This window comes from Vibrio sp. QJM3NY_39, from assembly GCF_057785895.1.
This window is the reverse complement of the sequence record NZ_CM173505.1, coordinates 1,541,558-1,560,422: the sequence shown is the minus strand read 5'-3', so window position 1 is coordinate 1,560,422 and position 18,865 is coordinate 1,541,558. Positions and strand designations below refer to the sequence as shown.

Genomic DNA, 18,865 nt, shown 5'->3' with positions numbered 1-18,865 from the left:
TACGCGCTCTAATCGATGAGTTGGTAAATAGCTAAACTCACTGGTTCGCGACTTTTAAGCGTTACAGATATCAATAAGCCCAAGCATAACCTGATTATTTCAGTGGTAGCTTGGGCTTTTTTCTCTCATTTATTCATCAATACGTGACAAACCGAACTCAATTTCAAGCAATAAGTGCGATATCAATGGTAGTTTTTACTCTTGCAATCGATTTCATCTGTGACCTCACTCTAATTATGCAAACCAATGTAACAACAACAACGCAGTAGTGATCAAAGTCACAGAAAATTCCTGAGCATTGCATAGAATTAAAGCCTAAGGTCAATTAAGGATTCAACATGAACAGTCGTATTACCCTGGCGCTGGAAAGTGCTCCAACAGCAATCAAAGCACTTTTGAGTGACATCGTATTAGCAGACAACTTTGACGCGACATTGTCTCCAGAACAATTTGCTAGCCTACTGCAAGCAAGTGGTTTAGCGGATGACGAGCTACGTATTGCGCTACTTCCTTTTGCCGCAGCCTATTCTTACGCTCCGTTATCTGACTTTTATGTTGGTGCAATCGTGCGTGGTTTGTCTGGCACTCTGTATTTTGGTGCAAACCTTGAAATCGCTGGTGCTCAACTTGGCCAAACAGTACACGCTGAGCAATCTGCAATCAGCCACGCTTGGATGAAAGGCGAGCAAGGTATCTCAGATATCACCATCAACTTCAGTCCCTGTGGTCACTGTCGTCAATTCATGAACGAACTGACCACAGCGAAAGAGCTTAAGGTTCAGCTTCCACAACGTGATGAAATGTCTCTGCAAGAATACCTGCCAGACTCATTCGGCCCTGCTGACTTAGGTGTGACGACTGGCCTAATGACTAAGCTTGATCATAAGCACACGACTGAAGAAACAACGCCTATTGTTGTAGAAGCGCTAGCAGCACTAAACCGCAGCCATGCTCCTTACACCAAAAACCTAAGTGGTGTTTCACTGCAATTGACGTCGGGTGAGGTTTTCACCGGTGCTTACGCTGAAAATGCAGCGTTCAACCCGAGCTTACCTCCTCTACAAGTGGCGTTGATTCAACTTAAACTGGCTGGCTTCGATTTTGAACAGATTGAAAGTGCAGCGTTGGTTGAAATTGCCGAAGGTAGCATCAGTCACCTAGCGGATACGCAATCTACATTAGAAGCGATTAATCCCGACATTCCAGTGACTTACTTAGCAATCTAAGTACATCTAATTAACAAAATTTTAAATAAGCAGCTCTATTTAACGAGGCTGCTTTTTTTATACCTGTAATTAACGCAACAACTTGCGCAAACGTTTGCTTTTATCATTGAAATAAGTATGATCACCCCGTTTTCAATCAATCGCTCAAAAGATCGGAAGGAATTTCTATGTTTGGTACTGCTACTCGTGAAAATGCTACTCGTGTACTTCTATTAGGTTCAGGTGAACTCGGCAAAGAAGTTGCTATCGAGTGCCAACGTTTAGGCTTGGAAGTTATTGCATGTGACCGTTACGCAGACGCACCCGCAATGCAAGTTGCACATCGTAGTCATGTATTAGACATGTTAGACGGCAATGCACTGCAAGCAGTCATTGAACTTGAAAAACCAGATTATGTGGTTCCTGAAATTGAAGCTATTGCCACTAGCAAGTTGGTAGAGCTGGAAGCGCAAGGCTTAAATGTCGTTCCCACTGCAAATGCGACGAAGCTAACGATGAACCGCGAAGGTATCCGTCGCCTAGCTGCAGAAGAGCTAAAGCTGAGCACTTCTCCTTACCGCTTTGCAGACACCTTTGAAGACTTCGCTGCCGCTGTTGAATTCGTGGGCATGCCTTGTGTTGTTAAGCCAGTAATGAGCTCTTCAGGTAAAGGCCAAAGCGTTATCAAAACAGAAGAAGACATTCAAAAGTCTTGGGACTACGCACAAGAAGGCGGTCGTACTGGCGCGGGTCGCGTAATCGTTGAAGGCTTCATCGACTTTGATTACGAAATTACGCTTCTAACCGTTCGCGCTGTTGATGGCGTTCATTTCTGTGCGCCTATCGGTCACCGCCAAGAAGATGGTGATTACCGTGAGTCATGGCAGCCACAAGTCATGTCAGACAATGCACTTAAAACCGCGCAATACACCGCTGAACAAGTGGTTAATGCACTAGGTGGTCACGGTATCTTCGGCGTAGAGCTGTTTGTTAAAGGCGATCACGTTATCTTCAACGAAGTATCCCCTCGCCCACACGATACTGGCTTAGTGACTCTTATGTCTCAAGACTCATCGGAATTCGCACTGCACGTACGCGCCTTTACTGGTATGCCGATCAAATCCATCACGCAATACGGCCCGTGTGCATCAGCGGTTATCCTTGGTCAAGGCACTTCAACCAACATTCGTTTTGAAGGTCTTACAGAGGCGCTAGACGCACCACAGACGCAAGTTCGCTTGTTTGGTAAGCCTGATATCGATGGTCGCCGTCGTCTAGGTGTGGCACTTACTCGTCGCAACAGCACTGAGACAGCGATTGAAGATGCAATTGAGAGCGCGTCTAAAGTAAAAGTGATTTACTAGCTGTTAATTACCATTTTCTAGCTAATGACTACTAATTGGTAACGACTAACTCAGATCTGAACCATTACGTTCTCGCATCTGAACAATCACGACTTCAAATCTGAACAATAAAAAAGACGGGCTATCGAGCCCGTCTTTTTGTTGGTGTTATCTTTTTTATTGAAGCGGTTTTTTCGCTAGAGAGTTCACTGCGCTTAAGCGTCTGACTCAATCAAGTACACTTCTTCACTAAATCGAGACAAGCCTTTTTTGGCAATCTTCGGATGTTCATCGTCTGCAATATCTTGATTCAACAATGTGATTTTGTATCCCGCGAACAACTGATCAATCTCTAGTTTAGGGACGCTAAACGGAGGCCCTGCCATCTCGCTTTGGTCGTAATCCAGAGTCACTAGAAGGATCTTACCACCCGGTTTCAGTCGTTGTTTCAAACGCTCTACATACTGTACTCGCATCTCTTCAGGCAATGCGACTAAAGACGCGCGATCATAAATGGTATCGACAGGCTGGATTGGCGCTGAGAAGTAATCGCCCGTGTAGATGTTCAGTTCATCGAATTGATACAGCTCGTGCTGACCACTGATTTGAGTCACAGTCGGGGTGTAAAGGTGCTCTGCAAAAAATGCGCGAACCGCTATCTGGCTTAACTCGACACCTTGGACATCTTCATGCTTTGAAGCTAGCCAAATCAGATCTTCACTTTTGCCACAAAGTGGAACAAACACACTCTTCTCGTAGCTAGGCTCAGTCTTTTCCCAAAATTTAATCAGAAGTGGGTTTACATCTTCGAGGTGGAAACCAATTTGGTTGGCTGCCCATTTATTGTGCCAAAATTCAGGATTATTCATCTTTCGTTCATGTTAAACAGTCATAATGCAAGGGTACAGTATAGAGAGGTAAGAGCAACCTTAGCTTGGTTTAAAGTACCACATTGGTTTCGATAAAATCAGAAACTGGCTAAGTTCAAAGTTCTGATAATTGCGGAACTAACGGTTGGATTATTTGTCTATATCTTCACATTTTAAAGCAATATTAAACGTTAGAGTTGGTTTCTGTCTTAGCTAGCCCCATTTAATATGTAGTGAGTTTAGTTAAGCTGTTTTTACTCTTATGCGTTACTGGTTACCCCTTTTGACTACCCGTTTTTGTAACCTTGTATTTTGGAGTTTGAATGAGTGTATTTCTCCGTACGACGGCCCTAATGCTATTGGTATTGAGCCGAGCGCCTGCATTCGCAGCAGCACCTGTTTCAACAAGTTCGACTGATCAAACGCGCACTCCTGCGCAAAACCAAGTTTCATCAAACGTATTCCGTCATAGTTTGAGTGGCCTTTACGGCATCAAAGCCTTCGACTCACGCCCGACTCAGCCTTACACCGACTTCGATATTCTGTACAGCAAAGCACATCAAGGCCAAGCTGAACTAGAAACTATCTGTAAAAGTACTGCCCTACTCACCAATTCTGAAGCGCTATTTGCTGGCGTTAAATCTCAAGCTCGTGCAGAAGAAAAAATCGCCCTTGAGCTTGATGGTGATGTGACAAAAATTACCGACTTAGCCCGTGCAACTATCATCGCGAACGATGTAGAGAGCTTGGTTGAAGTTTACGAAGCGCTAAGCCGTGAAGCAGACGTTGTTAAGCTGAAAAACAAGTTTAAATCACCAGCCGACTCTGGTTACCGTGACCTTAACTTGTTGGTTCGTTTGCCAAAGACCAACATCATTGCAGAGGTTCAACTTCACTTAAAAGCGATTGCTGATGTGAAAAGTGGCCCTGAGCACGAGCTCTACGAAATCATCCAAGGCATTGAGCGTCACGCAATTGCAGAACAACGCCCAATCAATGACATTGAAGCGGCACAAATTAATAGCCTAAGACGCCAATCTTTAGAGCTTTATCAACAAGCATGGCAACCATACATTACCACGCACATCAAAGCGGCTTAACCACTGGCATAAACGCTTATCACAAACAACAACGACAAAGGGCCGCATAATCGCAGCCCTTTGTTTTATTTACTTTTTTACCTATCGCTATCTACTGTTTTACCTATCGAATCTCGTAAAAACCTACTTAACCAACTTCCCAGAAAGCCTCACCTATTGGTGATAATACTCTTTAGTGCGATTGTATAAATCCAATGGCTTCAACGTGCTATAAAACGCCGCCGCATCTTGTAAGTCTTCATCCGAAAGGTGTTTCACCACCGACTGCATGTACAAATCTTGGCGCTCATCGCTTTTAAAATTGCGCAGCTGCTTAAGAATATACCCTGCTTTCTGACCTTTGATGTTTGGATAAGATTGTACGAAGGGAATGATCTTGTCACCATGACACTGACTACATAGATTCTGAACCAACTTTTCACCTGCAACTAAGCTCGGAATGTAATCCTCAGTGATTACCTTGCTATCGACAAGAGTTTCAACCTCAGTTTTAGCTTCCGCTTTAAGCTTCGGCGCTGGTTCTGACTCCATGCCCAATGATTCGACTCGCGAGGCAACTTTATCTTCAGTGCTCGGCTTTTCATCAGTACACGCAGACAGCGACAAAACTACTGCTGCAGCGGCTATCGCAATAGCTCTATTAACAACAGCTCTATTAACTACAGCTCTAATAACAACAGCTCCATTCGCAACAATTCCATTCGTAAGAGAGGCCCGCTTTAATCGATTGATGATCATAGGATGTCTCGCGGCATAGGTGGCATCAAGGCGCTATCAATAGGCTTACGACGATACTTGTTCATATCGATGCCTTTGTCTTGATAGTAAGTACTGAGGTAATCCAATACCGGATCCCAAGTATCAGATAGATCCCACAGCCCTTGAGTGTCGACCATCCATTGAATGGTTTCACGCCATTGCTCTCGGTTACCGCTGTTCTGGGCAACGATTAAGCTGGTATGGCAGGCGTTACATTGCCCTTTCACGGTCTCCCAACCGGGTGCCATGATCAGCCCCGACGCTTTATCTACGCCATAGTACTCTTTTGGGTTCTCAGGAATGTCTTCAGCATGAACAAGCATCGACGTTAACAAGCTGCACACCAATGCCGCTCTCATTATGCCTTTACGGTAACCGAGCTTGCTGACAGGAGTTGAGTCTGCATGAAATGAGAGGCCATCAATCAAATTGACTTGTTTCGAACGGCCATAATTAGGCTTATTGGAAATAGACGGCATCACGACACTCTTACAGCAATACGGTGACAACCATTGAACAGATAACCTTTAGGGTTCCATTGCGGTTGTACGACTGGCTGGCTATCGCCTTCACTGTCGGTTGCCTTTGCCCAGATCTCGTAATAACCAATCGTAGGAAGGTCTAAATCAGCTTCCCACTGTTGCCACGCGCCCTTATTTACTGGCTTGTTCAGCTTCGCATCATGCCAAGTAGTACCGTAATCGTAACTCACTTGAAGCTTCTCAACGGTTCTCAAGCCAGCCCAAGCATGACCACTGACTTTGACCTTCTTACCTAACGTAAACTCAGTGCCACTCTTTGGCGAAGTAATTAACGATTTAACGATCATCTCTTCAATGATTCGGAAATCTTTGTTATCCACTTTCTCACCCGGAGCGATTGGGTTCTTAGGCACTTGATAAGCAGGAGCCGCCATCTTGTGCCCATCATGGATCTTATTTCGAATACTGATGCCAGTCGTGCATTTCTGAGAAACAGAAGCCGGTCGGCCGCCAAATACCGTTCGTAGCGGGTAACCATGAAGATAAGGGATCGGCTCGCCATTCATTTCCCATGCGATTAACGCGTTATCGTTCATCGCAGCTGCAATGGGAACGCCACGTGAAATCGCCTCACCTTTACCACTCAAGTGTTTATCAAAGCCATGGTTACCGACGTAAACCGCATCATCTTTAATTCCACAGTCTTTAAGCACATCACTCAGCAACACACCTGTCCACTGTGAACAATAGACGCCAGCATTGCTCCATTGATTGCCTTTAGTGCTTGGATAGAAGTTATTACGGCTGTTACCACCACACTCCAACACAAGGCTTTGTGTGTGATGTTTAAACTTAGATTTCAACTCTGCGATCGTATAGGTTTTGCTTTGCTTTACCGATTCACCTTTCACCTCGAAGGTCCAAGTATCTGGGTCCATCTCCGTAAAATCTGGCATCAAGCCATTCCAACGAACAAAGGGAACATCAGCAGGAGTCACGGCTGGCGCAAGCATACTTTCTGGCGGATACGCATTCAAAGGGTTGGTATTTAAAACGGTGTAGTAATCCGGTAGATCTTCTGCTTTTGCCCACGTTAATGCATTGATGTCCAGTGCAACTAAACCTTCAGGTCGATTCGCGGCAAATACCCACGACACCGGCAATGCAGATACTGCGGTTGCTGAAAGCGCGGCTTTAAGGAACTGTCTTCTATCTAAACTCATTGCGGTGACCCTGTGTTATTCAGTTGGTAAAAGTAATTGGCTAGCTTCTTGATGTCTTCTTCTGACAATAGCTGTGCGACTTTGGGCATCGTTTTGTCCTCACGCTTACCACTTTTAAAGTCAGTCAGTTGCTCAGTAAGGTAGACTTGGTTTTGCCACTTAAGGTTAGGGATAGAGGGAAACGAGGTGTCGTTGTTACTGCCATGACAAGCAATGCACATATTGGCGAGTTGCTGGTACTCCGCTGCCGAAGCGACAGTCGATAAAAAGAGTAACATCAAAGCTAAAGCGGACTTACGCAAAGCTTCTCCTTAGATTTAGATCAATAAAATAGATTAACTGGCTGTTTATTGAGCGCATTACAGCAAATCATTCGGGAGATTTAAATTCAATTAGATTTAACCTCTGTTCAATTTCACTGAACGGATTTAAAAAACAAATAAGGTGCGTTGAATACATACTGCCTAGCTGTCCATTTTAAATGTACGGGTAATAAATGAAGACGGGCGTCGATGTATGGAGACAAGATAAGGTGCTGGGAACAAAGTTGTATGACTGAGCTGAAATGGCAGGTATTGATCGACTGTGGAGAATAACTAGACATAAGAGCTCTGCTTGACGGGCGTAAACAGAGCTCATGCGATGGTAATTGGTAATTGGTAATTGGTAAACTATGGATATAGATATACAGACTTACTGAAACCGCTTAGCAAACAAATAGCGCTTCTAGTAAAAACACCCCCTACTTCGATACTGCTCCGCCAAGGGTTTTGCTTAATCGAAAGTTAATGATCTTGTGAGATATTGCGTTATCGCCGTAATGCAGTTCCGACATATCGACAATGTCGTTATAGAGCACAATAACCTTGCCTTCTTGCTCGATAACAAGAACCTTTTGACCAAAAGCATCTAAACCAATGCTAGGAAAATCAGTCATCGCGGTCGCGCCAGGAGCTGGCCCTCCAAACACCAACAAAGTTGCTTTAGGAATCGATTGTCCAATCGATTCGGCCCGAGCCTTGTAGTCCCAATTCATAAACCAAACCGTGTCATCTTGTTCAAGAACATCTCGCTTAATATTCTTTAAGGTCGTCTCAAAGTCATAATCAGATTCAAGCGCTTCAATGCCATACCCTTGCTCTAAGGTGTCACTATTAACCGCAGAAGCGTTGTCTAGCCCACGAACAAGCTGCTCAACCTGCAGTTGGTATTGTGTAAGCGTGGTTTCATCTGTGATCCCATGTCTTTTTTGAATAAACTCCGCGTCTGTGTAGACCGTCTTTTGAATCCCGCCTTCCATGCAGTTTAAAACTCGAAAAGGCAGATCGAGTCCTACTTCTGGGTTGAGTTTTAGTAATGCGGTATTAAGAGCGTCATTGGTGTAGAAATCCACACGACTTGGAGCCAAATACTCTCCTGCTTGTTCCGCTAAACGAGAATGGTCGATAGTCAGCACATGATCTAAATTTTGCCCTTGGGCATTAGCTTCGACGGTCAAAGCATTCTGATCGACGGCTTGTAGCTCAGAGACATAAGCAATGGGATCAACTGTTGACTCACATCCCATCAAAGGTAACGCCAGCAACATCATTAAAGAACGATTTTTCATTGATAACCTCTTAATTTTTAATCACATGCCCAACAAAGCTATGCCTATACCTATACCTATACAGTATCAGTATCAGTATCAGTATCAGTATCAGTATCAGTATCAGTATCAGTATCAGTATCAGTATCAGTAGAGTGAACGCTGATTCACGCTAAGAAATGAGCTGATTCATCGCAACCGAGTTCAATCTTTCAACCTGATTGGAATGGGGCATCATCGATATCGTCAAAATGCTTTGAGCAATAACAGACGACTCAATCGGGACATATTTACTTAGATTGCCGATCATTAGCGGCTTAACAATTTTCAATAAACCTTGCAGAAATTTTTCATCCGTTCTTTTCTCATCACGGTCGCCCGCTAAAGGCCCGGGATGTAAAAAAGTCGTTTGTTCAAAACCCAGAGATTCGACCTTTGCTTCCATTTCACCTTTGCAACGAAGGTAATGGGAACGAGCGTTAATATCCGCTCCAAGGCATGACACAACAATGATGTGACCTACGCCAAGCTGCTGCATTTTCTCAGCGGTAGCTGTGACTAAATTGACATCAATTTCGCGCAGTTTTTCTTTCGTGCCAGCTTTCTTAATCGTGCTACCCAAAGCAATGATGCCAATCTCAGGCGGTTGATCCATTGTGACGTCTGGAGAGAATGACAGCGCTTCGTCAATCACTTGAGTCAACTTAGAACCTTCAACAGCCAATCGATGTCGAGACAATGCATAAACGCGATTTACCTCATCACTTTTAAGCAGTGCAGCAAGCGTTTCTTTACCGACTAGGCCACTCGCACCAGCAATAATTATTGATTTGTTCATATTAGTTTCACCATTTAGTCGATTAACACTTACTGTGTACTATTCAATTTCTTCAAGCATTGCGTTAGGTATGATGCTTTCGATGGCAATGTACTGCTCAACATCGAGTAACAAGAAACAGCCATAAGCCAAACCACTCCAACCTAAGATCGACAACGTCAGCATGGCGAACGTCTTTCTCCAATCTTGATTAAGCCGCTTCGAAACAAAGGTGTAGCTTGGAATTCCCACCAGAACAGGGGCTAAAACAGCCATCGTGAGTTGACCGTATTTATTCCATCGCTTCATAAAGCGTCTCAGCTTGGGCTTAAAAGCAACGGTTTTGTGGCGATTAAAAATGCTCGAATAAACTGGCGCGACCTTCCACCCAACATAAGCTGCCAGTAATGCGGGAAGTAGATTAAATAATAGCATTTCAGGGTATGAATATGACATGAGTGCTGCCAGAGCAGGCCCTGAATACGTTTTCCAAAGACTCAATAGCGCCATTGAAAACCCAATGAATAGATAACTTTCCAATGCTAGTGTCATAGATGCGATTCTCTCTTTGAACTGCCTGTTTGAAAGGCTCTGTGCAGAAGTTTTCTGATTTTCAGCCACCCTTTCACTCTGTACTGCTGACACAATAAACAAAACAAACCGATCGGTCTAGTATTTTTTGTATCTGTTTACACTGAGTTCCTAGTACAAGCATAAGAAGCAAACTAGACAATTGGGTGAACTTTAAAAGTATATGGTGCAGATAAAGTTATTACAGGATCGGAAATACATCAGTCTTAAACTGTGGGATTGAGAGAACCAACCGTGAAATCAACGAATCTTAAGAGATGGGCATAATGATGGTGAATGGTGAATCTAGGATTGGGTTTGGAATTTGGAATTTGGAATTTGGAATTTGGAAGCTTAAAGCCGTTAGAGATTGAATGGGTGTTTTTCCTTGGGATAGATACAAAAAGACCACGCTAGGCGTGGTCTATTGCTTGGCTACTTCTCGATTTTAATATTCTCGACTCGGGCCTTTAGTTTTTGTCCCGGTCTAAAAGTAACAACACGTCGAGCAGAAATTGGAATGTCTTCACCAGTTTTCGGGTTACGACCAGGTCGCTCGTTTTTCTCACGAAGATCAAAGTTACCAAAACCAGACAGTTTTACCTGTTCGCCATTTTCAAGTGCCTTACGAACTTCTTCGAAAAACACTTCAACCGTTTCCTTGGCATCCCGCTTGCTGTATCCGAGTGTTTCAAACAGGTTCTCAGCCAAATCGGCTTTAGTGAGTGCCATAAAACTTTCCTCAAAGCTATGTTATACATTGCTACCATCGCCAGTAGCGCCAAAGCATTTACCCTATTCAATCAATGAGATAAGGTCGTTTACAAGGAAAGTGTATGCCAAGCTTCTGATTTTCGCCAACTTTTTTATCTCAACTATTTAATTATTCTTTCAAATCAGAAAGATAAGTCGCTTGTAAATTCACATATATGGCTAAAAAACATCTACTTAACCACCATCAAATAGAACAACATGCCTATTAATTGACTGAAAATAGAATTTAATACTTTAGAGGCCTAAATGATAATTTTTGAAACTTTTCTCCGATACCCAATAAAATCAGCCACTTGATTTGATATCGAACTCAACAGAGGTTACTAAATAAGCGTTATTAAATATGAGATTTGTATCATTTCAGCATTTAATTCGAATTAGCCTATATCAACACGTGTGCATTTAGGGTTTTACCCGACAATCACAACGTCATAAAAAAGCTTCTTTGGCACAACATGTAAAATGACTGGCAATAAACAGATAATATTCATCTACAAAGTAAGCCTGAAAAGAGAGATCCCACCTAAGAGGTTCTTTAAGTAAAAGTTCGTTCCTTGTGATTATATGTTATGTTATAACACATCTATATCATCACTAATTTTGTGGATTGAATGAGAGACATCGAAGCGATCATCGAGCACGTAAAACAAGGCTGTAAAACAAACGGAAAACAGTTTACCGCTAAGAGATTGTTGATACTGCGTGCACTGGTTCATGCCGATAGAGCGCTGTCTGCGTATGAACTCGTTGAATATTGTAAGGAACACTTTGATCAACACGTTCAAGCGATGTCGGTTTACCGGGTGTTAGAATTTCTCGAAGAGCAGCACTTAGCGCACAAACTAAAAGTCTCCAATAAGTACATACTTTGCGACCATATCCTTTGCGATCATGAACACGGTATCCCGCAATTTTTGATTTGCTCTAAGTGCGACAAAATCAGCGAGCAAACCATCGCCCCTTCCATTATTCGCGATCTTCAATCTCACGCAAAGCAAGAAGGCTTCACCGTAATAAGCCCGCAGTTAGAGATCAGCTGCGTATGCGATAAATGCGTCGATACATAAATGCCCAGCGCCATCAATGGTGGTATACCCAGTGGCATTACGAAAAAATAAAAGAGCTCAATATGTTAAGAAGAAACCCTAGCGGCCATATGCCAAACGTGTCCGAAACTGCCTTCATTGATCCGACCGCCATCATCTGCGGTAAAGTCATCATTGAAGATAACGTGTTTATCGGCCCCTACGCCGTCATTCGTGCCGACGAGATAAACGAGAAAGGTGACATGGAAGCGATTGTGATTAAGCGCGACACCAATATTCAAGATGGTGTGGTTATTCACTCTAAAGCAGGAGCAGCGGTTACCATCGGAGAACGCTCTTCTATCGCTCACCGCTCCATCATTCATGGGCCTTGTGAAGTCTGTGACGATGTCTTTATTGGCTTCAACTCGGTGGTATTTAATGCTGTGATTGGTAAAGGTTGCGTGATTCGCCACAACTGTGTAGTAGATGGGCTCGATTTACCGGAAAGCTTCCATGTGCCACCAATGACCAATATAGGGTCAGGGTTTGATTTAAATAGCATCTCAAAAGTGCCACCCGAATACTCTGCATTTTCAGAGTCTGTGGTTTCAGCCAACCACACCCTAGTTCAAGGCTATAGGAGAATTGCCAATGAGCTCTGATAAGTCACCTATGTTAAGTATTCCAACCAACATTATTACCGGATTCCTGGGAGTAGGAAAAACCTCTGCGATTCTCAACTTAATGAAGAACAAGCCAGTAAATGAACGCTGGGCTGTGTTAGTGAATGAGTTTGGAGAAATCGGCGTTGATGGCAGCTTGATTCAAGGTAACCAGACCACACAACAAGTGTTCATTCGTGAAGTACCCGGTGGTTGCATGTGTTGCGCGGCAGGTTTACCGATGCAAATCGCGCTCAACCAATTGCTATCAGAAGCAAAACCAGACCGACTATTGATCGAACCAACAGGGCTTGGGCATCCTAAAGAAGTACTGCAAGTTTTGTCTTCTGAGCACTACCGTAAAGTCCTGTCACTACAGAAGAACGTCACCTTAGTCGATGCGCGTAAGCTCTCTGATTCTCGCTACTCAAATCACGATACCTTCAATCAGCAAATCACCATTGCCGATACGGTGGTTGGTAACAAGGTCGACTTATATCAAGATGGCGACGCCGAAGCACTGGCTGATTACGTCACCGAGATTTGTCACCCGAATACCAAGTTGGTCTTCGCTCACCATGGAAAGATCCCTTTTGAAGAGTTCGAAGGAGACACTAGTTTTTTCAGTCGACAAGCGCACCATCACCACCACATCCATAAACAAGAAAAGCCGCTCGCTTCAGAACTACCCATGCCAGAAAGCGGCATGATCAAAGCGACCAACCAAGGTGAAGGTTTTGAAAGTGTTGGTTGGCGATTCTCAGCAGAGAAACTGTTTGACCACCAGCGTTTGAGACACTTTTTAGTTGGATTAAAAGCAGAGCGAATGAAAGCGGTATTCATTACCCCAAGTGGTATCTTCGGCTACAACTTAACAGAAGATGGTTTGACGGAATCAGAGCTCGATGAGTGTGCCGAAACCAGAATTGAAGTGATCGGGTACCAAATAGATGAAGACCTAGAGTGCCAATTGCTCAAATGTATGGTGACTTGATCGCCTAGTTTCCTGATCGTTTAGTTAATAGAGTTCTGAATTAAGAGCTAGTTAATTGAGAGCAAGTGAATAGAGTGCTGTTAATTGATGCTTTAAGTAACTTCACTTCTTCGACATAAACTAAGACCTCGCAAGTGCGAGGCCTTATTTTTATTCAAAGCATTTGAACTCTATCCGTTTCATTGAATGCTGCCCACTCATCAATCACTTTTGCTCGGCAAGTGTTTGTGTCGCTTTGGTATTCGATGCCTTAGCAGGCTTCACAATCAAACCGATACCGACGAGAAACAATATAGATGCAACAACTTGAGCGACTGACAATACTTCGTCATACATAAAGTAACCACTTATCAACGCGAATATTGGCACTAGCAAGGTTAACGGCGCTGTCGTGCTTAACGGGTATTGGATTAACAGCTTATTCCACACCCAATAACCAAATAGCGTGGTTGGATAAGCCTGAAACAGCACCGCAATCGTCGTGTTCCAATCCCATTGTTCAATACCCTGCCAGATAATTTGGTCACCGTGTAACATCACGGCAAACAACACCAATGGCACCGGAGCAAACAGCATCCCCCACACATTAAATGCAAAAGCCTGAGTGGTTTTAGATGCCTTAACAATCACGCCCATCAAGGTCCAGCTGCATGCCGCTATCATAATCAAGATAACACCATTGAGTGTCACGTTGCCCGTTGCTGCCGAAACCAACACTGCTAACGCACACATGGCTAGCATCGCACCCATTAGTTTGCGAACGGAAGCACTCTCCTTGAACACCCACACGCCAACCGCCATGCCGATTAATACGTTGGTTGAAAGCAATACCGATGAAAGCCCGGAAGACAAACCCGCAGTAATCGACCATGAAGCCATACCCCAAATTCCCACACCGAACACAAAGCCATAACTGACTAAGTAGCGCCAAGCAACATTAGGTCTCGCCACGAAAAATATCACCGGAATCACCGCTAGCGAAAAACGCGCAGCAGTGGCCAATAATGGATGAACGTTGGTCACACCCATTTTGATCATCGCGAAATTGAACCCCCAAATTGCCATAACGAATACCGCTAACAACAAATCATTTCTTTTCATACTCACCCCTCCTTTGTTTTGAATGAGTATCCCTTGAACAATAAAACCAGTACAGTTAATAACGGTCGTGACAATGAGCATCTACAGAAAGCTAGCCAATCAGTTTATCGATGAGATAGAAACCGGCAAAAGACCGGAAGGCGGACGCATGCCTTCGCTGCGTCAATTGGCCAAGCAACAGGCCATCAGCATGTCGACCGTGGTGAGCTGTTACCAAGAGCTAGAATCCCAAGGTTGGATCCACTCTCGACCTCAAGCTGGGTATTTTGTTTCGCCACATAAACCTTCTCATTCAACCCCTGAGTGGGCACAGTTTGAAAGCAAAATATCCATCGTTAAACCAACCTCTTCGACACATAACACCACCAATGGTCCTTTGGGTGTATCCAGTACCACCAACGATGAGCAAACAACCATTGAGTTGGAACGCAGCTTTCGTCGCTCAATCAAACGGATGGGCGGCAGGCTCAACCATTACCCTGATACACAGGGCGATCCGATGCTAAGACAGGCTTTATCTACCCACTTCGCCAAGCTCGATGTGCACTTTTCACCAGAAGAAATGGTGATCACTGCTGGCTGCATGTCGGCGATTAAAGCTGCTCTTGAATCGTGTACCAAAGAAGGTGATACCATCGCTATTAGCTCGCCATGTTTCAACGGTATTCTGGAATTGCTCGGACAAATGTCGCGAAAAATCATCGAGATCCCGTCTTTGGATGATGGTGTCGACCTACAACAGTTGGAAACACATCTGAAAAACAAGCGTGTGGATGCCGCTATCTTCTGTACCTCACATATGAATCCTCAAGGGATCAATATGTCGGCCAGTCAAAAACAAAAACTGGCTGAATTGGCGAATAACTATCGAGTACCAATCATTGAAGACGATGTGTATCTAGAGCTCTCATATTCTTCACACACACCACTACCTGCAAAATACTATGACAAAGGTGGGTACGTGCTGTGGTGTGGTTCAGTATCGAAAAGCCTGTCGCCAAGTTATCGTTTAGGCTGGTGCTTGCCAGGAAGGTACATAGACGAGTACAAGGCTCAGTTTTCTGCTGCGAGTTATGGCGTTGCCCTGCCCACTCAGCTTGCGGTTGCTGACTTTATCGAATCAGGCCAATACGCTAAACACATTCGAAGAAGGTGTGCTCAAATCCTTTCATTACGCCAGCAATATCTAAGCTATTTGGCTCAGCATCTTCCTCAAGATGTGAAGATAAGTAACCCACAAGGTGGCATGGTGCTTTGGTTACAAATACCCAACTTGAACCAATCAACCTTTGCTCAGGCAGTTGCCGACCAGAACATTGATATCAGACTTGGACACCTGTTCAGCACTCTCGACCTTTACAGCAATTGCTTACGCATCAATATTGGTTACTCGTTAGAGGGGAAAGCCAAGCAGCAATTAGACGACTTAATAGAACTGATTCACATTCATAGGTAATACGTGCTAATTCATAGGTAATACGTGCTAGTTAATAAACAAAGCTAGCACACCGTAGCTTTTCATAATCGACCTTTTCATAGCCATTCGAGCACCGAATTTTAAGGTTCATCGCGGCTTTCCGGGGAAAGCCGCTTTTATCTTCAAGAAGAAGTAGTCTGTATCTCGATACCCATACCCCATTCGCTTGATTAACTTTATCTTGTTGTTTATCCCTTCCAGTGTGCAGGTGTTCAACGGATAACTTGCCGATGCGATAATGCCGTGAAGATAAGGACTCAGTTTTCGTGCGAACTCTTTCAATGGCTTAATTCCACTCTCTTGCACTTGTTCCCACCACGTGTCCCAGAGCCCCTTCGCGTGCCCTTCGGATTCACAATACCAAAGCTCTTTGAGTTGGGCTCCGAGTATATAAGTGGTCATTAAGTCCTTATTGATATTCAATATTTCAGTAAGATAGCTATCTTGACGTGTATTTAAGTTGCCTCTATTTTTCAGCAGTACCCACCGTGAGCGCTTCACCCATTGCCTCGCTTTTTTATCTTGCTTGAGTTTGTTGGCTTGGTCGACTCTGACTCTATCCATCACCTCGCGACCGAACTTAGCAACAACATGGAATAAGTCGTAAACGATTTTTGCGTTCGGGCAGTGCGCTTGAACTTCAAGGTCAAAAGCCGTATTCATGTCCATCGCTACTGCTTCGATATTTACCCCATTCTCGCCTAGCTGCTCGAAGAACGGCCGTATGTCCTTGCGGCTGCGGCCTAATCCAACCCAAATGACTTGATGAGTCTTCGCATCAGCGATGACGGTGGCATATCGATGCCCTTTAAAGATGGCGAACTCATCCATCACGAGCTGCTTTAGCTCACCCCATTTCACTGGCGGCACCACTTGTCGAAGTCGGCGTTTATCTATTTCTTTAATGGTGTGCCAATGAACGCCCGTAATTTGGGATATATGCTTAATGGGAAGCAGGGGTAGCAGTTGTTCTATATAGCTTTTTAGGCGCTTTGTTATACGAGCATAAGGCTCTAACCAAGAGAGAGATTCTGTTTTTATGCCGCAGTCACGACACTTAATCCTTCGAGTTTGAACGGAAAGTTCAACAGGCACACCGAGCAACATGGCATCCTTTACGTGACGCCATTGATACTCATGGATAGCCTCGGCCTCAAGACCACAAAGGCATTTAGCCTCAGAGCTAGGTTTAAGAGTCAGGGTAATAAGTGATGCTGTCTGGAGAGACTTTACTATTTGAAAGCCTTCCCAGAATGAAGATAGGAAAGTATGATTCGGCATAGAAACGGTAGTTTGTGTATGATTTTTGTTTGGCGACTAAACCATATCACTTACTACCGTTTTTGTTTTTAGTTCCCGCTAATCCGCGATGAACCAATTTTAATAGCCTTTTATCATAAAAAAGAAGGCTATTATTCCCATCTAAACTAGGTTAAAGCCCCGAACCGTAAGGAAATTCACTCGCCTCAAAACCCTTAAATACTGAGTTTGCAAGCACGCACAAAATTATGCAACTTGGCCAATGACACCTCACTTTTAATCGTCAATATACAACCGTCAGCGCTGGCGTTATCCTGTATTTGAAGAGAACTATTATGAGTGATAAAACCAAAAAAAAACCATTACCTTCCTTTATTGAAGAACGCTTGAACTTCTATATTCAAGACCTGATTACCCAGAACCAAAGTCAGAAACACTTGGTGTTGGGTAAACGTCCACCGTGCAACGCCGTTGTCATGCAGAGCAATGATTACCTAGCCCTGTCGCACAACAAGCAGATCCAACAAGCTCACCAAGCGGCGATCAGTGAAAACGATGACAACGTGGTGATGTCGGCCATTTTCCTACAAGATGAGCAGTCTAAACCTGCGTTCGAAACTGAGCTCGCGAACTATGTCGGAATGGAGAGCAGTTTGCTTTCTCAGTCTGGTTGGGCAGCTAATATTGGGCTATTGCAAACCATCTGCCCACCGGGCACACCTGTGTACATTGACTTCTTTGCACACATGTCGTTATGGGAAGGCATTCGCGCTGCAGGCGCCCTCGCCCACCCGTTTATGCATAACAATATGAATCACCTGCGCAAACAGCTAGAGCGCCACGGCTCAGGCGTTATTGTGGTCGATTCGATTTACAGCACAATCGGCACCATCGCCCCACTACGCGACATCTACGAAATGGCGCAAGAGTTTGATTGTGCCGTTGTCGTTGATGAATCGCATTCACTGGGTACGCATGGAGAAAATGGTGCTGGCTTAGTTCACGCATTGGGCCTCACTAACCAAGTCGACTTTATTACCGTTAGCTTGGCTAAAACCTTTGCCTATCGTGCAGGTGCTATCCTTGGGCCAAAGCAGCTTTCAGAAACCTTACCTTTTGTCGCGTATCCAGCTATTTTCAGCTCGACCGTGTTACCACAAGAGGTGGTTCGTTTAGAGAAAACATTAGAGGTAATAAAAGGTTCAGAAGACAAACGAGAAGCCTTATTCAAAAGCGCTAAATCGCTTACTACTGGCCTCAAACGGATTGGCTTTAACATCCGCAGCGAGTCTCAAATCGTAGCACTAGAGTGTGGTAGTGAAACAAACACCGAGCGTGTTCGTGATTTCCTCGAAGAACGTGATGTATTCGGTGCGGTTTTCTGCCGCCCCGCGACGGGCAAGAACAAAAACATCATCCGCTTTTCGGTCAATGCCGACATGACACCAAGAGATATTGACCATGTGCTCACGGTTTGTCATGAAGCGTACAATCATCCGGAATTAGAGTTCGTGTGATTGTAAGGGCAATTCACACAAAAGGATTCTTTGAAAGATAAGACCCCTTCCGATAATCAATATAAACGGCAGGACTGAATGGACGCTATCATGTCG

General features: G+C 44.2%; 19 protein-coding genes. 8 read left to right on the top strand and 11 right to left on the bottom strand.

Annotated features, from left to right (window positions below; all coding sequences use genetic code 11):
• Positions 1 to 338: 338 nt before the first annotated feature.
• Together cdd and purT are read left to right on the top strand one after the other, a co-directional pair.
• On the top strand, positions 339 to 1,226 hold the full coding sequence (cdd, locus tag AC3CHU_RS07040; RefSeq protein WP_017086319.1) for a cytidine deaminase: 888 nt from the start codon (positions 339 to 341) through the stop codon (positions 1,224 to 1,226).
• Between the two features lie 167 nt (positions 1,227 to 1,393).
• On the top strand, positions 1,394 to 2,569 hold the full coding sequence (gene purT, locus AC3CHU_RS07035) for a formate-dependent phosphoribosylglycinamide formyltransferase (RefSeq protein WP_237290566.1): 1,176 nt from the start codon (positions 1,394 to 1,396) through the stop codon (positions 2,567 to 2,569).
• 194 nt (positions 2,570 to 2,763) lie between these two features.
• Here purT and AC3CHU_RS07030 read toward each other — a convergent pair whose 3' ends face one another.
• A complete protein-coding gene (locus tag AC3CHU_RS07030; protein ID WP_017080641.1) occupies positions 2,764 to 3,417 on the bottom strand; it encodes a thiopurine S-methyltransferase in 654 nt (217 codons plus the stop codon).
• A 323-nt stretch (positions 3,418 to 3,740) separates the two neighbouring features.
• Between AC3CHU_RS07030 and AC3CHU_RS07025 the strand changes: the two genes are divergently transcribed.
• Entirely contained in the window at positions 3,741 to 4,517 is a 777-nt protein-coding gene (locus tag AC3CHU_RS07025; protein ID WP_017077978.1) for a RelA/SpoT domain-containing protein, read from the top strand.
• 153 nt (positions 4,518 to 4,670) lie between these two features.
• Here the strand turns inward: AC3CHU_RS07025 and AC3CHU_RS07020 are convergent, their stop codons facing one another.
• From AC3CHU_RS07020 to ihfA, 8 genes are all read right to left on the bottom strand, one after another.
• Positions 4,671 to 5,255 (bottom strand): c-type cytochrome, encoded by a 585-nt coding sequence (locus AC3CHU_RS07020; protein WP_488525331.1) that lies wholly within the window; start codon positions 5,253 to 5,255, stop codon positions 4,671 to 4,673.
• Positions 5,252 to 5,755 (bottom strand): cytochrome C, encoded by a 504-nt coding sequence (locus tag AC3CHU_RS07015; protein ID WP_488525330.1) that lies wholly within the window; start codon positions 5,753 to 5,755, stop codon positions 5,252 to 5,254. The genes AC3CHU_RS07020 and AC3CHU_RS07015 overlap by 4 nt, the downstream gene beginning before the upstream one ends.
• Positions 5,755 to 6,981: a sulfite oxidase gene (locus tag AC3CHU_RS07010; protein ID WP_488525329.1), complete on the bottom strand. Its 1,227-nt coding sequence runs from the start codon at positions 6,979 to 6,981 to the stop codon at positions 5,755 to 5,757. The genes AC3CHU_RS07015 and AC3CHU_RS07010 overlap by 1 nt, the downstream gene beginning before the upstream one ends.
• Positions 6,978 to 7,283 carry a c-type cytochrome gene (locus AC3CHU_RS07005; protein WP_488525328.1) on the bottom strand — a complete coding sequence of 102 codons (306 nt, stop codon included), beginning with the start codon at positions 7,281 to 7,283 and terminating at the stop codon, positions 6,978 to 6,980. Before AC3CHU_RS07005 ends, AC3CHU_RS07010 begins: the two co-directional genes overlap by 4 nt.
• Positions 7,284 to 7,723: 440 nt before the next feature.
• A complete protein-coding gene (locus AC3CHU_RS07000) occupies positions 7,724 to 8,590 on the bottom strand; it encodes a DUF302 domain-containing protein (RefSeq protein WP_488525327.1) in 867 nt (288 codons plus the stop codon).
• A gap of 151 nt (positions 8,591 to 8,741) precedes the next feature.
• The gene (locus AC3CHU_RS06995; RefSeq protein WP_488525326.1) at positions 8,742 to 9,407 is read right to left on the bottom strand and encodes a Rossmann-fold NAD(P)-binding domain-containing protein; all 666 of its coding nucleotides are present in this window, start codon (positions 9,405 to 9,407) and stop codon (positions 8,742 to 8,744) included.
• 39 nt (positions 9,408 to 9,446) lie between these two features.
• The gene (locus tag AC3CHU_RS06990) at positions 9,447 to 9,938 is read right to left on the bottom strand and encodes a hypothetical protein (RefSeq protein ID WP_065205653.1); all 492 of its coding nucleotides are present in this window, start codon (positions 9,936 to 9,938) and stop codon (positions 9,447 to 9,449) included.
• A 453-nt stretch (positions 9,939 to 10,391) separates the two neighbouring features.
• Entirely contained in the window at positions 10,392 to 10,688 is a 297-nt protein-coding gene (gene ihfA, locus AC3CHU_RS06985; RefSeq protein WP_004734853.1) for an integration host factor subunit alpha, read from the bottom strand.
• Between the two features lie 653 nt (positions 10,689 to 11,341).
• Between ihfA and AC3CHU_RS06980 the strand changes: the two genes are divergently transcribed.
• The 3 genes from AC3CHU_RS06980 (at position 11,342) to AC3CHU_RS06970 (ending at position 13,414) form a co-directional block, all read left to right on the top strand.
• Complete coding sequence (locus AC3CHU_RS06980; RefSeq protein WP_479275411.1) at positions 11,342 to 11,797, top strand: Fur family transcriptional regulator; 456 nt, start codon at positions 11,342 to 11,344, stop codon at positions 11,795 to 11,797.
• Between the two features lie 62 nt (positions 11,798 to 11,859).
• On the top strand, positions 11,860 to 12,420 hold the full coding sequence (locus tag AC3CHU_RS06975) for an LbetaH domain-containing protein (RefSeq protein ID WP_122056208.1): 561 nt from the start codon (positions 11,860 to 11,862) through the stop codon (positions 12,418 to 12,420).
• The gene (locus AC3CHU_RS06970; RefSeq protein ID WP_488525325.1) at positions 12,410 to 13,414 is read left to right on the top strand and encodes a CobW family GTP-binding protein; all 1,005 of its coding nucleotides are present in this window, start codon (positions 12,410 to 12,412) and stop codon (positions 13,412 to 13,414) included. The genes AC3CHU_RS06975 and AC3CHU_RS06970 overlap by 11 nt, the downstream gene beginning before the upstream one ends.
• 204 nt (positions 13,415 to 13,618) lie before the next feature.
• Here AC3CHU_RS06970 and AC3CHU_RS06965 read toward each other — a convergent pair whose 3' ends face one another.
• Positions 13,619 to 14,515: an EamA family transporter gene (locus AC3CHU_RS06965; protein ID WP_488525324.1), complete on the bottom strand. Its 897-nt coding sequence runs from the start codon at positions 14,513 to 14,515 to the stop codon at positions 13,619 to 13,621.
• A gap of 73 nt (positions 14,516 to 14,588) precedes the next feature.
• Here AC3CHU_RS06965 and AC3CHU_RS06960 point away from each other — a divergent pair, with 73 nt between their 5' ends.
• On the top strand, positions 14,589 to 15,971 hold the full coding sequence (locus AC3CHU_RS06960; RefSeq protein ID WP_488525323.1) for an aminotransferase-like domain-containing protein: 1,383 nt from the start codon (positions 14,589 to 14,591) through the stop codon (positions 15,969 to 15,971).
• Positions 15,972 to 16,079: 108 nt separating this feature from the next.
• On the opposite strand, the gene AC3CHU_RS06955 is transcribed toward AC3CHU_RS06960, so the two are convergent.
• Positions 16,080 to 17,273, bottom strand: coding sequence for an ISL3 family transposase (locus tag AC3CHU_RS06955; RefSeq protein WP_488524348.1), 1,194 nt, complete (start codon positions 17,271 to 17,273; stop codon positions 16,080 to 16,082).
• Positions 17,274 to 17,587: 314 nt separating this feature from the next.
• Here AC3CHU_RS06955 and cqsA point away from each other — a divergent pair, with 314 nt between their 5' ends.
• Entirely contained in the window at positions 17,588 to 18,769 is a 1,182-nt protein-coding gene (cqsA, locus tag AC3CHU_RS06950; protein ID WP_488525322.1) for an alpha-hydroxyketone-type quorum-sensing autoinducer synthase, read from the top strand.
• Positions 18,770 to 18,865: the final 96 nt, after the last annotated feature.